The following is a 16,052-nucleotide window of genomic DNA, read 5'->3' on the forward strand; positions in this document are numbered from 1 at the left end:
TCATGAAGATTAATCAATAGTTTTCTTAGCTTATTATTGGTAGCATAAATAATTCTATCAATAACTTCCTCCCCAACAACTATATAATCAGAAGAACTGTAATATTATACGGTATATTTTAAATAGAATAAGAACAACAAACGGATATGAATGAATAAATAGATTTCAATTCTATTCAAAATGATTTTATTTACCGATTTTAATTCCTTTAAAGATTAGATAGAATGTAAGCATCAATTCACCAAGGGCTGCAGAAATACCTACTACTAAAGCGAGCCATATTTCATTTCCGGGAAAAGAAAAGTTGCCAAAAGATTCCATCAGATAGCCAAGTCCACTACCCATAAGAAAACCTCCAAGAATACTTGGGAAACTCACCGAGCGATAAATTAGTATTCCAAGTAAAATACAGTGTACACCAAAGAATGCTCCGGCCAGTAAATACCCATAGTTATGCGCATCCAGAAATAACATCATGAAAGTTTCTTGCTTGCCATCAAACAATAACGAATAATTTTCTACCGAAATAACCTCTAAAGCAAGGTAATGATTGAGCAGATTTAAACTTGCAATAGCAGGATGAGCAATAAGCCTAAAAGCACTTGAAATTAATGCAAGCGTCTTTCCCGCAGGTTTTAATAGCTGATAGAGAAGAACAGAAATGACTGTGTCAAATATAAAAGCCAAAAGATCAGATGTGAGTCCAAGTCGAAAAAGACCAACATTATTCATGATATTTTGTGCTGTTGCATGTGCATCATCTGCAATAACTAAAGTACCTCTTACATATCCCTGGCTAAAACCGGCACATATTATAACCAGTAAATAAAACAGACCTGTTAATCTGGCGAGATTTTTTTCTTCTATTTCCATAATTTTCTTTAGAATGTTTTTAAACCATTGTTCGATTACAATAATTAGCCTTTTCAAAGTCTCTGATATTCATTGAAATAATAGGCACCTTGGGTAGCATGGTTTTAAGTGCTAAGACAATAGCTTTAGAGATTTTAAGTTTTTGTTCATCACTTCTACCTTCCATTATGTTACCAAATACATGGATGAAGCTATCCGAATCTCCAATGTTATAATATTTAAATTGGTTAATTCTTATCTTAATATCCCCTTTCGCAAAAAGATTTGATGCAACGGCAGTATCGTATACTTTTTGCATAATTATTTCCGGAGATTCCTGGTTCAATACATTTTCTGAACAATCAATTATAAAATGTGGCATTTGTTTTTTGTTTTGATTTGAGAATACAGCTATTGGACTTTTTCTTTTGTTTTTCTATTGAGTAACTCAGCGAAAGAAATTTAGTCTGATCAACCTATGATTATAAGTTATATAACTGTTTAAATATAAATTCTAAATAACTTTAAAATTGAAAGGCTATATAAAGCACATAATGAAATGGGTGCATCTTACTTTACCTGCACTATGCTATATACTGTCAGTTTGTTTAATAAAATCAACAATAACCTCACGTCTTGTGGCAATCAAATAAATATGCATCAACGCAACTCCCAAACCAGGTAAGATTCCGGGTAGATCCACCGACAGGTGAAACCCAAGAATACCAAACACTACTGGAATCATTGCAACTAACGCCACTATTACATATCGTCCTGATATCAGTAAAATTCCTGAAATAAATTCCACAACTCCTACAGAAGGCATAATAAATTTATTAGCCAATAAGCCATGGTAAGCAGTTATCAATTCTTCGGTCATAACATGACCATGAGGTACAAATTCAAAAAATTTGTCCAGTCCGAAAATTAGTAGGATGAGTCCGAGAATCACCCTCACGATAGTTTCTACTTTCTTTTTCATTTTATTATAATTAATTGATTTCTAATCATTTCCCATCATAATGAGAATAAGCATACCATTGGAGTATGCCATATTATTCAAATACACCCTTCTTCACTAGCTCAGCATATGTCTTATTGATCTTAATCTGACTAGTCAGCAAAGTATATTTAGAGGTATGTATGGAGCCTCTTCCAATCACCAAATCGTATTCAAACTTCTTCGCAGATCCCAATAAAAAGCTTGCACTGTGTTCTGAAGAAAATTCTACAGGTTGACTACCTTCTTGAAACACAATTAATTCTCCAACCGAAGCAAGGAGGTCGCCACTCAACTTTCCCTCATAAACTACCATCCATAAAACATCATGTGATTCAGGTGGTGTATAGGTCCATTTCTCATTTGGCCCCAGATTCACATCCAGGTAATTCATATCATTAGGAGATTCAATTTTACTCTTCAACCCTTCATGTTCTCCCAAAAGAACTTTAAAACGATCATTGCCAATTATATGGTCTGTAGTAAGATAAATACTCTTTGCATCAGCAGTTTCAAGTTCCGGTGGAAGACAAATCCAAAGCTGGAATCCAATAGTTGGTTGATCCTTTAATAGAATCCCCTTATGCCATGCCCCGGAACCGGCTTGCAGGTACTCAATATCCCCTGCTCTAAATGACACTTTGTTTCCGGTGCTTTCCTCAAGATCACTACCTCCTTCGATGTAATAGGTGAAAGTTGCAATACCGGAATGTGGGTGCCACCCAAAGCCTGCGCCTTGAGAGGGAACTCCATGTATATAGTCCAGAAATATAAATGGCTTAATATCCTGACCTATCCCGGATGGACCAACCAGATTGGTTATCATACCATGATGACCCTTACCTTTTGTTCGATATTCAATTGCCCTTTTCATTTTAATATCATTAAGCAGTTTTCACCATTTTAAATGATTTCTCAAAGAGGGCAATTTGTTCATCTAGCCTGGAGGCTAATTCAATGTTAGTAATTCCATAATTTGAGAAATTATCATAAAATGAGGGAAGTGAAAAGTCAGCCACAATGTTGCCATCCATAAATGGAAAATAAGATTTGGCTGCATTAAGCACGCTCTCGCCTCCACGTCCACCTGGGGAAGTTGCCATTAACAGCATAGGCTTTCCCTTCCATACTTTTATATCAATTCTGGACAGCCAGTCGATAAGGTTTTTAAAAACTGCAGTATAAGTGCCGTTGTGCTCAGCCAGGGATATCACTAATCCATCCGCAGTATTTATCAGCTCATTAAATTTATGGGCTCCTTCCGGTATACCATACTCCTCTTCTGAATCGACACTATACAATGGAAATACATATTCGTTTAGGTTGATCACAGTAATTTCAGCATCAACTAATTTACTTGCCGCATGAATGGCAAGCGTCTTATTAATTGATTTTTTACTACTACTTGCACCTAGTGTTATAATCTTTTTCATGACAATCTATTTTAATTGTTTACTTAATTGAGAATCTACTGCATACTTTCCACCTCCACTGAGCAAGACTGATACAGAGAGTCCAATAACCAACAGAGCATATTCATATCCTTCACCTGCTTGATTTCCAAACCAGTTCATAAAGAATCCATGCTCTAAGTGCGTTGTGAAAATTATTCCTGTAAATAGACCTGTAATAGCCAAAGACCATAATCTGCTTGCAAATCCAAGGATTAAGAAAATTGATCCAAAGAACTCTATCATGATTACAGCAAATGCAACTATCCATGGCAGATCCATTTGATTTGTAAAAGCATCCATCGTACCCAAATAGCCATATCCTCCGAACCAGCCCAACATCTTTTGAGCTCCATGAGGAAATAGAATGATTCCTAGCGTAAGGCGAGCGATTAGTGCTCCCCAATTACTTTCAGTGTTTAGAATTTTGTTAATCATCATATCATTCATTTTTTAATTATTTAGAAATATTTTTCGAATGAATACGCCTAGTGATGTTTTTGTTATAGGAGAATCACCATACTGGTCAAAGTCTATAGCCAGCCCAAATTGTGTAGTCTGTTTCTCAAATCCGGCTCTTATTTGTTGAAAGCTCCTGGTGTGATTAGAGAACTTTTCCCAATTAGAGAGCATTTGTGCGCTAAGCAGAAGTTTCCATTCAGTATTTAATGGTTGAGTCAATTGCATTTGTAAAAACATCTCACCATTAATCAACCCGGTCTTCTCAGCATGAGCGACTGTAGGAATTATAGTTAATATAAAATGTGGTGCTCTGATCGCATAGAAAATAGATAGCCTTTCTGAGAAGCCTGATACACTGTTATAATACAACCCTGGCCCAACCAAAATAGCTTTATTTATTTTCAGATAAAGCGTAGATTGTACACCTGCTTCATCAAACATTTGGTTTTCTTCCTCATGATACTTCTGAAAGAAGGCCAGCGTCCCAACACTAAAGTCCGAGTCTTGAGTAAGAGGCCTTAAAGAGAAAGATGTAAAGTCTGTTTTCTTAAATCCTGAGGCTAACTCCAGCTGGGTAATCTGGGCTTTACTCTCATAGCAAAGGACTATAAAAATAACGGTTATTAGGGTGGTTAACTTTTTCATAATACAAAAGAACGATCTTCTGTATCGAAAAAAATTAATCTAGTTTAAGAAAACTACTGTTTGCTCATCTTGCTACGAATCATACTTAAAAATTCCGGAGTAATACCGAGATAAGCAGCAAGATCTTTTTGAGTGATGCGATTAGCTATATGAGGGTATTTAGTTAGGAAAATTTCATAGCGTTCCTCTGCCGTTAATGAAATACCCTGATTAGCTCTTCTAATATAATTAGTCAATGATCTTTGATATATGTTTCTGTAAAAGCGCTCGAACTTTGGTATTTCCTCGAAAAGGCGCTCATAATTTTCTTTTGATATCATTAAAAACTCTGAATCTTCCAATGCTTTGATAAAGTAGGTTGAAGGTTGTTGAAGCATAAAACTTGCCATATCTCCGGTCCAGAAATCTTCAATTGCAAACATTGACACATGTTCAGCGCCATTTCGGTCGATAGAATATACTTTTAGACACCCTTTGGTTACAAAATATTCATACCTCGTAATCTTACCAGGTCTCAAAACGAATTCCTTTCGCTTGGCACTCCCTGATTTTAAAAGAGATTTATAGAGTTCTTTTTCTTCATCAGTTAGGTCTATAAAGCGACTAACGTTCTTAAAAATTAAATCATAAGCAGATTTGGAGTCATGAATTTTCATTAAATAAAAATAACTACATAATAGAATAAATCCCAATATGGATTAGAATTACATAGAGGAACTATTTTCTTTATTTACCCGGAAGTAAAGGCTTTTGGAGATGTGATAAAAAAAGCCCCCTAAAACATGTATCGTTTTGGAGATAGAAGAATTATTCCTTTTTTATGCAAAAGCCCTCGTTCGTTCAAAATTATGGAATATATCCGCCCAAATGGATCCGGAGGAATTCCCTTCAATTGGAAAAAAGCGAAACGGATGAAGCTCACCAAGCTTATTGGGATGTATGGAATAAAATGGAGAAATTCCAGGAACAGTTATAAACCTTTATTTAAATTAAAAAGTGATATGACAATCGATAACGAATCACAACTTAGAGATATCTATGGCTTTCCAAGTGGCAGAGCCAGTATCAAGGATATTGCATCACTTGACAAGCATTCTATAAATTTCATATCCAAGTCGCCTTTCGCCATTATATCCACTTGCAGTAAATCAGGAAAATTAGATGCTTCTCCCAGGGGTGGCGAACCGGGATTCGTTAAAATTTCAAACAACAATCTTCTGATTCCGGATTATAAAGGGAATAATCGATTAGACAGCCTGGTAAATATCACAGAAACTAATAGAATAGGATTATTATTTTTGATACCCGGAATAGATGAGACCCTAAGGGTTAATGGTAAGGCATCGATTACAATTTCACCAACCATACTAAATAAATTTAATACCGAATCAAAGACCCCTAAAACATGTATTGTGGTAGAGATAGAAGAATTATTACTTCATTGTGCAAAAGCCCTCATGCGTTCAAAATTATGGGATATATCCGCCCAAATTAATCCGGAGGAATTCCCTTCAATGGGAAAAATGCTAAAGGATCAATTAAAAAGTGAATCCCCAGCTGAGTCAAGACAAGACATGATTAATCGATATCGAAAAGATTTATAATTCTTACACTTGTACAAGATTAATGAGATTAAAGGATGAATAGTTCTATATAAATTGACTATCAAATAAAATAATTACAATAAATTCCCGAAATAGTTAAACATGTCTCGCTCATGGCTGTTGTTATCATGAGCAACAAAACAAAAGAAAAGGATGTAATCACCACTGTAAATCCTGCAACTGGCGAAAAGTTGAAGGATTACAATTTGATGAAAAAAGAAGAGGTTAACCAGGCCATCGAAGCTTGTCATAAAGCTTTTTTGGATTGGAAGTTTGTATCTCCTGAAGACCGAGCTAAAATCATTAAATCCATCGGTAAAAGCCTTAATGACAACAAGGAAGAGCTTGTTGAAATAATGGTTCAGGAAATGGGCAAATTAAAGAGACAGGGGAATTCTGAAGTTGAGCTTTGCGTTGGTATTTGCGATTATACAGCTGAGAATGGCCCGGATCAACTCAAAGATGACGAGCGGAAATTGCCAGATGGAGGCCATGGCTTGATCTCTTATTCACCAATTGGAGTTGTTTACGGAATCCAGCCCTGGAATTTTCCGGTGTACCAGGTAATACGATATACTATCGCCAACCTCATGGCTGGAAATGGAATACTTCTAAAGCATGCGAGTTCCGTAACAGGATCAGCATTATTACTCTCAGAAATCTTTAAAAAGGGAGGATTACCAGAAAATCTTTTTACGGTATTATTAATCGATCATGATCAATCAGATGCCGTGATTGAACATGATTTGGTTAGAGGGGTAACCCTTACAGGAAGTCCTGATGCAGGAACACATATCGGTAAAATATCCGGAGAAAATTTAAAGAAAACAGTACTAGAGCTCGGTTCAAATGATGCGTATATCGTACTGGAAGATGCGGATGTAGATGTAGCGATCAAGCATTGCGTAATGGGAAGGGTGTTTAATAATGGAGAAACCTGTGTCGCAGCCAAACGATTCATTGTGGTGGATAAACTCTATGAACAGTTTAAAAATGGATTTGTAGAAAAAATGAAAAACCTGAAATATGGTGACCCAACAGACGATGAAAATGACCTTGGTCCAATGGCTCGAGAGGATTTACGTGATGAATTACACGAACAAGTTCAAAACAGTGTAAAAAATGGGGCAAAAATACTTTGTGGTGGAGAGATCCCTGACCAAAAGGGCTTTTATTATCCTGCTACAGTATTGGGAAATGTAAAACCCGGTCAGCCTGCTTATGAAGATGAATTATTTGGCCCGGTAGCCTCATTAATTCATGCAAAAGATGATGAGGATGCAATACGAATAGCAAATGACAGCCGTTTTGGCCTTGGTGGCGGAATCTTTTCTAAAGATGAGAAAAAGCTTTCAAATTAGCAAAAGAGCATTTCGATACCGGAATGGTATTTATCAATTCTTTTGGATTAGCACAGCCTAATATGCCATTTGGGGGAGTGAAAAACTCAGGCTATGGACGTGAACACGGAGGTTTCGGTGTCAAAGAATTTGTGAATTCAAAAGCGATTATGAGTTTGTAAAAAAATGATTCGTATATACTGATTTATTCAATAATAAAATCAAAGGTGATGGATGGTTTTCAGAGATTTCGTTTTAAAAAAATCTAATAAATGAAATCTTTGAAAATTTCCCTCTTTGATCTTTTTGAAATTCCCCTTCAATAGTTCAATTAATAAACTATATTTATACTTTTCAGCACTTATAAATAGATGCTGAAATCATTTTTTTGTATATAAGTTATCATGAGTCTATTTACTTACCACCTGGTAAAAACAAATTACCTTTCTGCTCTTAAGGCATACCTCTTCCCTCCTACATCAAAGGAGGTCCCCGGATTGATTCATGCCGAATGCATGACCGCAATGACCCTGGGATCTAAAATATTTTCTCCTTCCAGAATGTTAATTCGCAAGGTAGCAGTATTTGCCCAATGGGAAAATGAAGCCGCACTGGAAAATTTTTTGGAACAAAATTCTTTTGGCAAATCCTTAAATAAAGGATGGCACACCCGGTTAATTTATTTACGACAATGGGGTAAGATTAGTGGTTTTGAAATCCCTGGTGCTCGTGATGAGGAAGACGATCCGGAAGCACCGGTAGTCGCCGTGACCCTTGCCAGGATGAAACTTCCCGAGGTACCAAGGTTCATTCACTGGGGAAGACCGGTAGAAAAACTAGTGCGTGACCATCCGGGTACTACTTTAGCCCTGGCATCAATCAGGCTCCCCAGGACAGTTTCTACCTTTTCTGTCTGGAAGAAGCAGGAGGATATGGTCAAAATGGTGCATGGTCATAGTGAGGTTCCCAGACCAAAACGTCATTCTAATGCAATGAAAGAAAAGGAACGAAAGGATTTTCATTTTGAATTCACAACATTGCGATTTAAACCGATCGCAGAATATGGTGTATGGGAAAACCGCTCTGATATAATTCCCGGCATTAAACAATCAGAACCAAAATGAGCCTGGCAGATCCTTTACAAAAGTTTCAGGACTGGTTTACCCAACAATGGGCAATCCTATGGGGAAGGAAAATAGATCCCGATTCTGTACCATGGTTGATGGGTCCATTTGGTAAAACAGACCTGGCGGGTGAAGATTTCATTAAACAACTGGCAGAGGACGAGGAATTAACAATACAAAGAAACACTACTTCCCAGGGTCTTATACCCTCAATCGACAAACTTAATCTACCAGATAAAGAACTTAAACGGCTCTCCCCGGAAGTAATTGATTTCTATGAAAACACAGCAAATTACTTTCTGAATTTTTCCGTAAAATGGAATCCTCCATTTAAATTTTTTGGTCATCTGGTTAATATATTATTTAGTAGCAGAATTAACCAGTTAAATGTTCCCATTGGCAATTTAAAAGCCTCAGAGCAGATAAATAGTGAAATAATAACCCTTTATAACCATAAGTCAGGTTTAGTTAAATACACATTTTGGTATCGTACCTTTAAATCTACCGGCCAGGTGCTATATTCAGGGATATACACTACCTGTATACTCCCGACTGGGGAAGCTTGTGTTAAGGCAATATTCCCTTTGCCAAAAGGCAACGCAACAGTTATTTTATCTCCAAAAGTAGGCTCAAATGGAGAACTTCAGCTTAAATCGTCTGGAAGAAATTTTGGCGATCCGGGATTTTATTTTTTACTTAACGACTCAAAAGGAAAGTTCTGGGCTCAATATGTGAGTTCGTTTCAGGATGAGCTAATCGTATTTGCACGGAATAATAAGATTTTTGCAGAACAGAAGCTTACTCTGTGGGGAATGCGTGTTCTTAAATTCAATTATGAAATTAATCATAAAAGTAAACAAGGGCATTCACTATCAAATCCCTCCATATCAGGTAAAAATAAATAAGAATGTATCCTCAATCTTTTCCTTTATTAATATACTTTTCTTCGATAAAATCGTCCTTCATGCCGAGCTTCACTTCGAAGCGGGGTTTTCTTTCTTCGTTATTCGGAGCTGAGATTTTTGACATATAAAGGTGTATTTCCGTAGTATCACGCTGACTTACTAAATAGTTCCTCAGGCTTTGGAAACGTGCACTATCCAGCATTGCCGACATTTCATCTACACTCTCCCTGTCAGCAAGACGAAGACAAGCTTCCTCTAATGAAAGTGTATCGGATTTTAATTGCCTTTCTACACGTTTTCTTAACCTCTTTTCATATTTATCATAATTCTTCTTTTCCTTAACACCCAATTGCTCTGCGACCAGATATTTAGCAATTTCCTGACGCTCGAGCAGTGAATCTTTATAATATATCAGATCGATCTTTAATTCCTCTTCATGATCCTCAAGCTTTAATAAAACATCTAATTGCTTTTGCCTGTGAGCGGTAAGAGTGGTATCCATATAGTCATATTTGATTCGTTTAATATCAGTATCAAAAACATTCAAGACTGCTCCGATAAACTTAAATGGTGTGGAAGCTACTTTCACTAATAATCCACTAAAAGTATCCCATATCATTTTACCTATCTCTGATCCAGATTCTCCCACTGGTCCTTCAATAGGCATTTCGATATTAACCACCTTGTCCTTATCTTTTAAAAGAAACATAGCAAATTTTACAGGTGGACCAATCATTTGCTGACGGCGACCGAATTTTATGTTATTAATTACTATTTCATTCTGACTTTTTATCGAGTCATTATGAACTACCGTTTCGGATTTCAAATACATATCTCCGTATAACAGTGGATAACCGGTTGCTTCCCTGCTGAACACGTCAAAATCTTCCAGCATCAAACTTGATATCGTAAAATTCATACTCATCTCCCCGGGATTGACCAGATCAACTAGTATATCACTCACCATCTTACCCCGATCGCTTAGATTCATACTTATATCTACATCGAGAGTAGGATCATCATTGCTTACAGAATCAGCGCTAACAAGGATATCAGAAATGTCATATTCAAATAATTTTTCATGGGTGCGGTCGACTACATCGATTTTTCCTTTCTCCAGTAAAAAAGTATTAATGCTTACGTAAAATTGTTGCGTAGTGTCATTTGAAATCGAGTCTTCCTCAATTTCCTCATATCGGGAACCATTTTCGGCTACTAATTCTTCTTCCTGTTGTACCGAATCTTGTTCTTCGGGTGCATGACACGATTTATAAATTGAGCTATATTACTTGTGGTATCATACGCCTCTAAATACAGCGTTGGCTCTAAAAAATGAATCGAATCAATCATAATCTTTTTTTCTTCAAGATTTAACTCCTTAACATCTATAAGTAAATGGTTTGCGCCTATCATTACATGATCCTTATCGTCATACAGAGCAAAGTCACTTAACTTAAAATTACTGGCAATCGTAGTTTGAAGCGGTTGATCAAGGTTGCCGTCAAAAATCATCTTTATATCCACTTTACCTTTGAATTTTCCGATTTCGACATACTTCTCCGCAAATTTCTGGTAGCCGGAAATATCATAATTACCCAATTCAAAATCTACTTTAAAATCACCACTTCCCGGATTGTAATCAACAACAGATTCGAAGTAACCTTTATTTTTGAAATCAAACCGGAGATCTGCTTTACTATCTTCCTCCTGATTCCAAACCAAATAAGGTAGAAAAAAATCAAAATTTTTCATCTCAATACTATCCTGTATTTCCGCATCCTGAATGATAAATTTCGCATCCCGTAGCTCCATATTTGACAATTCAAACTTCATTGGATCTTCATCTGTGGTGGGCTCCTCCTCTGCAACAGCTGTTGAATCATTTCCCAATTCCATCAAATCATCAAAATTAAAAGCAGAATCATACATAATCACATCGACGAACAAACCCTGCAGGTAAAATTGTTCTATCACAAAATTATTACCAATTAATCGATATGGCTCCGTATTGACAATAAGGGTATCAAAGCCCACAAAAACAGTCGAATCATCTTTTTCATATAAATCAAAATCATATAACCTAACGGTCCCGGTAAAATAATTGATTCTCATTTTATCAAGAGTAATTTTTCTACCTATCCATTCCTTACTGTTTTTCTCTATATAACCGGGAACAACAAAGGGAATTAATACAAGGACAAGCAGTATAATCGCAAAGAGTCCTGCAAGAGTATACAGAATGATTTTTTTTAACATAGGAATCTCTAAGGCTATTATATATAACAAATTTAAATTGATAAGCTACCCGGACTACCGTAGATCAATGTAAAAATTCCGTAGTAATGAAATGAAGATTCACATCAGTCAATAGCCAACCTAATTAAGTTAAGAATTCCAGGGTATAATTACAATGCTAAAGTTTAAAGGTTATTAATAAGAATTCGATTAATAAACTTATACTTTACTGGTGCTATATCAAACAATTGTACCATTATAAGTATGAAATAAATAATTAGTATCATTTCATTTCTCTTAGAACGCTATCGCCCTTCTATTTTTCAATTAAATCCATTATCAATTATATTTAAACAATTTAGAAATAGTCATTAATTGCAGATAAATATTTAATAAATATATACAATCGTATTAATGAATGTTATTCAATTTAAAAGTTAAGCGCTGAACGATTATATCAATTTATAATTAGATTATTTACACAGCTCCTCTTACAAAAAGACCTAACACATCAGGTGAATGAATTTAAAACCCATTATTACACAATCCACTGTAACAAAATAATATTTACAATTAGTTTTAACATAGAAATTATATTTATAAATATTCGTTGAATCCCAATATTACAGTAAGTAAAATTTATAAATAACTCCTTTTACTTAAAAAAATTTTATAATTTGATAAATAACGCAAAGGATAATCTGCTTTGCTTAAATAGTTTTACCTAAATAAACAACAAATGAAAAAGTTAAACCAAACTTTAACACCAAACAAAGCGCTGTATTATGGATTAATACTGGCTTTTTTATTTGCATTTACCGAAAATGTAAATGCACAAGATTTGAAGGAAATAACTGGTAAGGTAACTGATTTTGCTACTGAAGAACCGGTTATTGGCGCAAGTGTCCAGGTTCAGGGAACCACAAGAGGTACAGTTACTGAAACTGACGGTAGTTTTTCAATTAAAGCGAGCATAGGTCAGACTCTAGTTATCTCTTTCATTGGTTACGAAACTATAGAAGTGGAAGTCACCACAAAGAATAACTACAATATTATTCTGATAGAGGATATTTCTACATTGGAATCGGTGGTGGTTGTTGGATCACGTGGCAGACCAAGGACAGTTATCGAATCACCTGTACCAATCGATAATATCGATGCAAGTGAACTTATGGCAAGCGGTCAACCTAACATAGAAAAAATGATTGCATACCGGGTACCTTCTTACAACACCTCCAATCAAACTATTTCTGACGCAACTGCTCACTTTGACCCTTCTGAATTAAGAAACCTGGGGCCATCCAGAACCCTTGTTTTATTAAATGGAAAAAGGAAAAACCAGAGTGCCCTGGTATATGTTAATGACACTCCGGGTAAAGGTGAAGTCGGGGTAGACATGAAGAGTATTCCCACAGCAGCGATCGAAAGAGTTGAAGTTCTACGTGATGGTGCTGCAGCTCAATACGGTTCGGATGCGATTGCCGGTGTAATCAACGTCGTACTTAAAGATAACACCAAAGGTTCTGCTAATTTCACAACTGGAATTAGTGAACAGGGAGATGGTTTCATGTATGACCTTTCCATTAATAAAGGATTCAAATTCTCTGAAAATACCACTTTAAATCTTACTGCCAGTTATTATCATCAGGATGAGACAAACAGAGCAGGTGAACCGGGAGAAGATCCTTTATTTGGCATTGAAAGTGATGATCCGGACTGGAGTGACTGGCTGGAAGCTAATCCTGACTTAGGAATGATTGTAGGACAGCCGGAATTTGACAAGGCTTCTTTCTATGGTAATTTCGCTTCAAATTATGCTAATGACAAAGGACAGTTCTATGCTTTTGGAGGTTATACTTACCGCCAGGGAAAATCGTTTGCTCTCTACAGAGCACCATATTGGATTACGGACGATGCCGGACTATTAACTCCTCCCGGAGAAACTTATGATGGCTTTCAACCAACTTTCGAGACTGATATTGATGACTATACTTTCACTATCGGTAATAAATATGAGTTAGGTGAATGGAGAACCGATCTGAGTTTAACGACAGGTGGAAATAGTGTAGGTTATACAATTGGTAATACTATAAATGTAGACTTATTACCGAATAGCCCTACTTCTTTTGACGCCGGAGCCTATAGTTTTGGAACAACCATTGGTAACCTGGATATTTCAAGAACATTTGACAATCTGGAATTCTATTTTGGTACAGAGATAAGAAGAGAAGTATTTGAAGTAGAAGCTGGTCAACCGGAATCTTATGAAGGTGGCGGGGCTCAATCTTTTCCGGGTTTACAACCTGGCAATGCCCTTAAAGAAGACAGAAGTAATATTGGTGTATATGCCGGTGCCGACTGGGATGCCACTAAAAATTTCTTAGTAGGAGCTGCAATCAGATATGAGAACTATTCAGACTTTGGTAGCAATGTTTCATGGAAAGTTAACGCAAGACAACTTTTTGCTGAAGGTAACGGTGCGATCAGAGCTTCACTTAGTACCGGTTTCAGAGCTCCATCATTACATCAAATTTATTTAAGTAATGTTCAGACATTAGTATCCGGTGGTACTGTATCTAACCAGGGTACGTTTAATAATGTGGATCCGGTGATAAAGGCTTTAGGTGTACCAGCTCTTGATGCAGAAACATCATTTAATATTTCAGCCGGTATAACATACAGATTCTCTGAAAAATTCTCAGTTTCTGCTGATTATTATAACATCACTATTGATGACAGAGTATTGTTTACTGGTGAAATTGGCTTTGATGACGATGATGCAACAACCAATCCGGTAGAACAAATATTAATCGATAACAATGTTACAAGTATCAAGTTCTTTGTTAATGCACTAGATACAAGAACCCAGGGTGTTGATATAATTGCAGATTACACAAATATCATAATCGGAGACGGTACATTAGACTTGATTTTATCAATGAACTATAATAAAACTTCAATAGAAGGCTCTATTGAAGCTCCTGGTGTAATCGGTGAAGAAGGGTATGATATATTCAACAGAAAAGAGCAATCAAGAGTTACAACTGCCAGACCAAATACCAAAGTTCTTTTTGGTATAAACTATGAAGTAGGAAAATTTGGTGCCACTCTTAATAACACTTACTTTGGTGAAGTTACCTGGAGACACTTTGACAATGGACTTAATGGAGCTCCATTAGGTCCTGGAGGAACTCCTCTTCCAACTGAAGATGCAGCATATGACCAGGTTTTTGCCGGAAAGGTGATCACTGACCTGATACTGGATTACGATATCGTTGATAGACTAAATGTTAATGTTACTGTTAACAATTTATTAGATGTGTATCCTGATGAAATAGATACCAAAGGTGATTTTGTTACCGACCTTGGTGGAAGATTCAGATACCCCTGGGAAGTTAACCAGTTTGGTTTCATGGGACGCTTCTATAAAATCGGGTTTATTTACCAATTCTAATATTTGACATTATAAATTCTTATAAACCGGACTTTGAATAGGTCCGGTTTTTTTGTTTTTACTTTTACCCAGTTATTCAAATCACTTAATCTGAATTAAATTTTAACATTTTCTATTATTGCATTCAGAATATAAATCTTCTGTTTTTCATTAACACAATTAGGCTATTAAATTAAAGACCTAAGAACTTGTATAAAGTATTAGAAAAAAAATATCTTATATTAGGCAGGTAATTATTAACTAAAAAAAGACAGGATCAGCTAAATCATGAAAAACAATCTACTATTATCTTTAATTCTATTTTTATCAGTAATCTCATACGGACAAAGCCAGGAAGTTGCTGAAAAAGCAAAAATATATAATCTTATTGTTGAATCTTTCGATGGCATATGGTCTGAGTTAGACTCTGAAAACATAGAAAAATACTACACGGAAGATTTTCTCCTTTTAGAACATGGAGAAGTGTGGACAAATGATACGATTGCCCATTATCTGGATAAGGCGATAATGAGAAAGCCCATGCCTGAAAGAATTAACAAAATTGAAGTCATCGATATTAAGATTACCGGCAAAACAGCCTGGATCGCTTATCATAATCATGCAGAATTTATCGTAGATCAAAAGATAGTACGAAAAGCATATTGGCTGGAAAGTGCAACCGCTGTACTAACCGATGATGGCTGGAAATTAGACATGCTACACTCTACGAGGGTTAAGATGGAATAAGAAAAATTACTTCTGCTTGACTGTATCTCCACATTCAAGGTAATCTTTCAATTCGGATTACAAATCCTACGATAACAGCACGACATTACAAATGTCGAACAGCAGTATTTTAATATGAGAGCTCTTTGTATAAGTTATACAGATTTAATGATACTATTATGCTCCTTGGAATTTGCAATTCCGAAGCCTTATCCATGGATTTGTAATCCATTGTTTAATAATTAACACCAAAAATCCTTTTACATACCCAGAAT

Annotated in this window: 15 protein-coding genes and 1 pseudogene; 6 read left to right on the top strand and 10 right to left on the bottom strand. The window is 36.0% G+C overall.

Annotated features, from left to right (window positions below):
• Window positions 1–186: 186 nt before the first annotated feature.
• The 8 genes from DCC35_RS12895 to DCC35_RS12930 all read right to left on the bottom strand — a co-directional run bounded on the left by DCC35_RS12895 (window position 187) and on the right by DCC35_RS12930 (window position 5,066).
• Window positions 187–873 (bottom strand): DUF4386 domain-containing protein, encoded by a 687-nt coding sequence (locus DCC35_RS12895; protein ID WP_137091193.1) that lies wholly within the window; start codon window positions 871–873, stop codon window positions 187–189.
• Between the two features lie 19 nt (window positions 874–892).
• Window positions 893–1,234, bottom strand: coding sequence for a 5-carboxymethyl-2-hydroxymuconate Delta-isomerase (locus DCC35_RS12900; protein WP_137091194.1), 342 nt, complete (start codon window positions 1,232–1,234; stop codon window positions 893–895).
• Between the two features lie 207 nt (window positions 1,235–1,441).
• On the bottom strand, window positions 1,442–1,834 hold the full coding sequence (locus tag DCC35_RS12905; RefSeq protein ID WP_137091195.1) for a DoxX family membrane protein: 393 nt from the start codon (window positions 1,832–1,834) through the stop codon (window positions 1,442–1,444).
• A 73-nt stretch (window positions 1,835–1,907) separates the two neighbouring features.
• On the bottom strand, window positions 1,908–2,726 hold the full coding sequence (locus tag DCC35_RS12910; protein ID WP_137091196.1) for a pirin family protein: 819 nt from the start codon (window positions 2,724–2,726) through the stop codon (window positions 1,908–1,910).
• 10 nt (window positions 2,727–2,736) lie between these two features.
• The gene (locus tag DCC35_RS12915) at window positions 2,737–3,285 is read right to left on the bottom strand and encodes an NADPH-dependent FMN reductase (RefSeq protein WP_137091197.1); all 549 of its coding nucleotides are present in this window, start codon (window positions 3,283–3,285) and stop codon (window positions 2,737–2,739) included.
• 6 nt (window positions 3,286–3,291) lie between these two features.
• Window positions 3,292–3,744 carry a DoxX family protein gene (locus tag DCC35_RS12920; protein WP_246070012.1) on the bottom strand — a complete coding sequence of 151 codons (453 nt, stop codon included), beginning with the start codon at window positions 3,742–3,744 and terminating at the stop codon, window positions 3,292–3,294.
• A 12-nt stretch (window positions 3,745–3,756) separates the two neighbouring features.
• A complete protein-coding gene (locus tag DCC35_RS12925) occupies window positions 3,757–4,410 on the bottom strand; it encodes a hypothetical protein (protein WP_137091199.1) in 654 nt (217 codons plus the stop codon).
• A gap of 53 nt (window positions 4,411–4,463) precedes the next feature.
• Complete coding sequence (locus tag DCC35_RS12930) at window positions 4,464–5,066, bottom strand: Crp/Fnr family transcriptional regulator (RefSeq protein WP_137091200.1); 603 nt, start codon at window positions 5,064–5,066, stop codon at window positions 4,464–4,466.
• 192 nt (window positions 5,067–5,258) lie between these two features.
• On the opposite strand from DCC35_RS12930, the gene DCC35_RS12935 reads away from it, so the two are divergent.
• The 4 genes and pseudogenes from DCC35_RS12935 to DCC35_RS12950 all read left to right on the top strand — a co-directional run bounded on the left by DCC35_RS12935 (window position 5,259) and on the right by DCC35_RS12950 (window position 9,383).
• Window positions 5,259–6,014 (top strand): MSMEG_1061 family FMN-dependent PPOX-type flavoprotein, encoded by a 756-nt coding sequence (locus DCC35_RS12935; RefSeq protein ID WP_217495837.1) that lies wholly within the window; start codon window positions 5,259–5,261, stop codon window positions 6,012–6,014.
• Window positions 6,015–6,223: 209 nt separating this feature from the next.
• A pseudogene (locus DCC35_RS12940) lies at window positions 6,224–7,536 on the top strand (NAD-dependent succinate-semialdehyde dehydrogenase).
• A gap of 222 nt (window positions 7,537–7,758) precedes the next feature.
• Window positions 7,759–8,478, top strand: a complete 720-nt coding sequence (locus DCC35_RS12945; RefSeq protein ID WP_137091201.1) for a hypothetical protein — start codon at window positions 7,759–7,761, stop codon at window positions 8,476–8,478.
• A complete protein-coding gene (locus tag DCC35_RS12950; RefSeq protein ID WP_137091202.1) occupies window positions 8,475–9,383 on the top strand; it encodes a hypothetical protein in 909 nt (302 codons plus the stop codon). The genes DCC35_RS12945 and DCC35_RS12950 overlap by 4 nt, the downstream gene beginning before the upstream one ends.
• Before the next feature lie 10 nt (window positions 9,384–9,393).
• Here DCC35_RS12950 and DCC35_RS12955 read toward each other — a convergent pair whose 3' ends face one another.
• Both DCC35_RS12955 and DCC35_RS12960 read right to left on the bottom strand, forming a co-directional pair.
• Window positions 9,394–10,659, bottom strand: a complete 1,266-nt coding sequence (locus DCC35_RS12955) for a DUF748 domain-containing protein (RefSeq protein WP_137091203.1) — start codon at window positions 10,657–10,659, stop codon at window positions 9,394–9,396.
• Window positions 10,599–11,639: a DUF748 domain-containing protein gene (locus tag DCC35_RS12960; RefSeq protein ID WP_137091204.1), complete on the bottom strand. Its 1,041-nt coding sequence runs from the start codon at window positions 11,637–11,639 to the stop codon at window positions 10,599–10,601. Before DCC35_RS12960 ends, DCC35_RS12955 begins: the two co-directional genes overlap by 61 nt.
• 718 nt (window positions 11,640–12,357) lie before the next feature.
• On the opposite strand from DCC35_RS12960, the gene DCC35_RS12965 reads away from it, so the two are divergent.
• The gene (locus DCC35_RS12965; protein ID WP_137091205.1) at window positions 12,358–15,072 is read left to right on the top strand and encodes a TonB-dependent receptor; all 2,715 of its coding nucleotides are present in this window, start codon (window positions 12,358–12,360) and stop codon (window positions 15,070–15,072) included.
• Window positions 15,073–15,339: 267 nt separating this feature from the next.
• Entirely contained in the window at window positions 15,340–15,798 is a 459-nt protein-coding gene (locus tag DCC35_RS12970) for a nuclear transport factor 2 family protein (RefSeq protein ID WP_137091206.1), read from the top strand.
• The last annotated feature ends 254 nt before the right edge of the window (window positions 15,799–16,052 follow it).

The organism is Mangrovivirga cuniculi (assembly GCF_005166025.1).
Classification (GTDB): Bacteria; Bacteroidota; Bacteroidia; order Cytophagales; family Cyclobacteriaceae; genus Mangrovivirga; species Mangrovivirga cuniculi.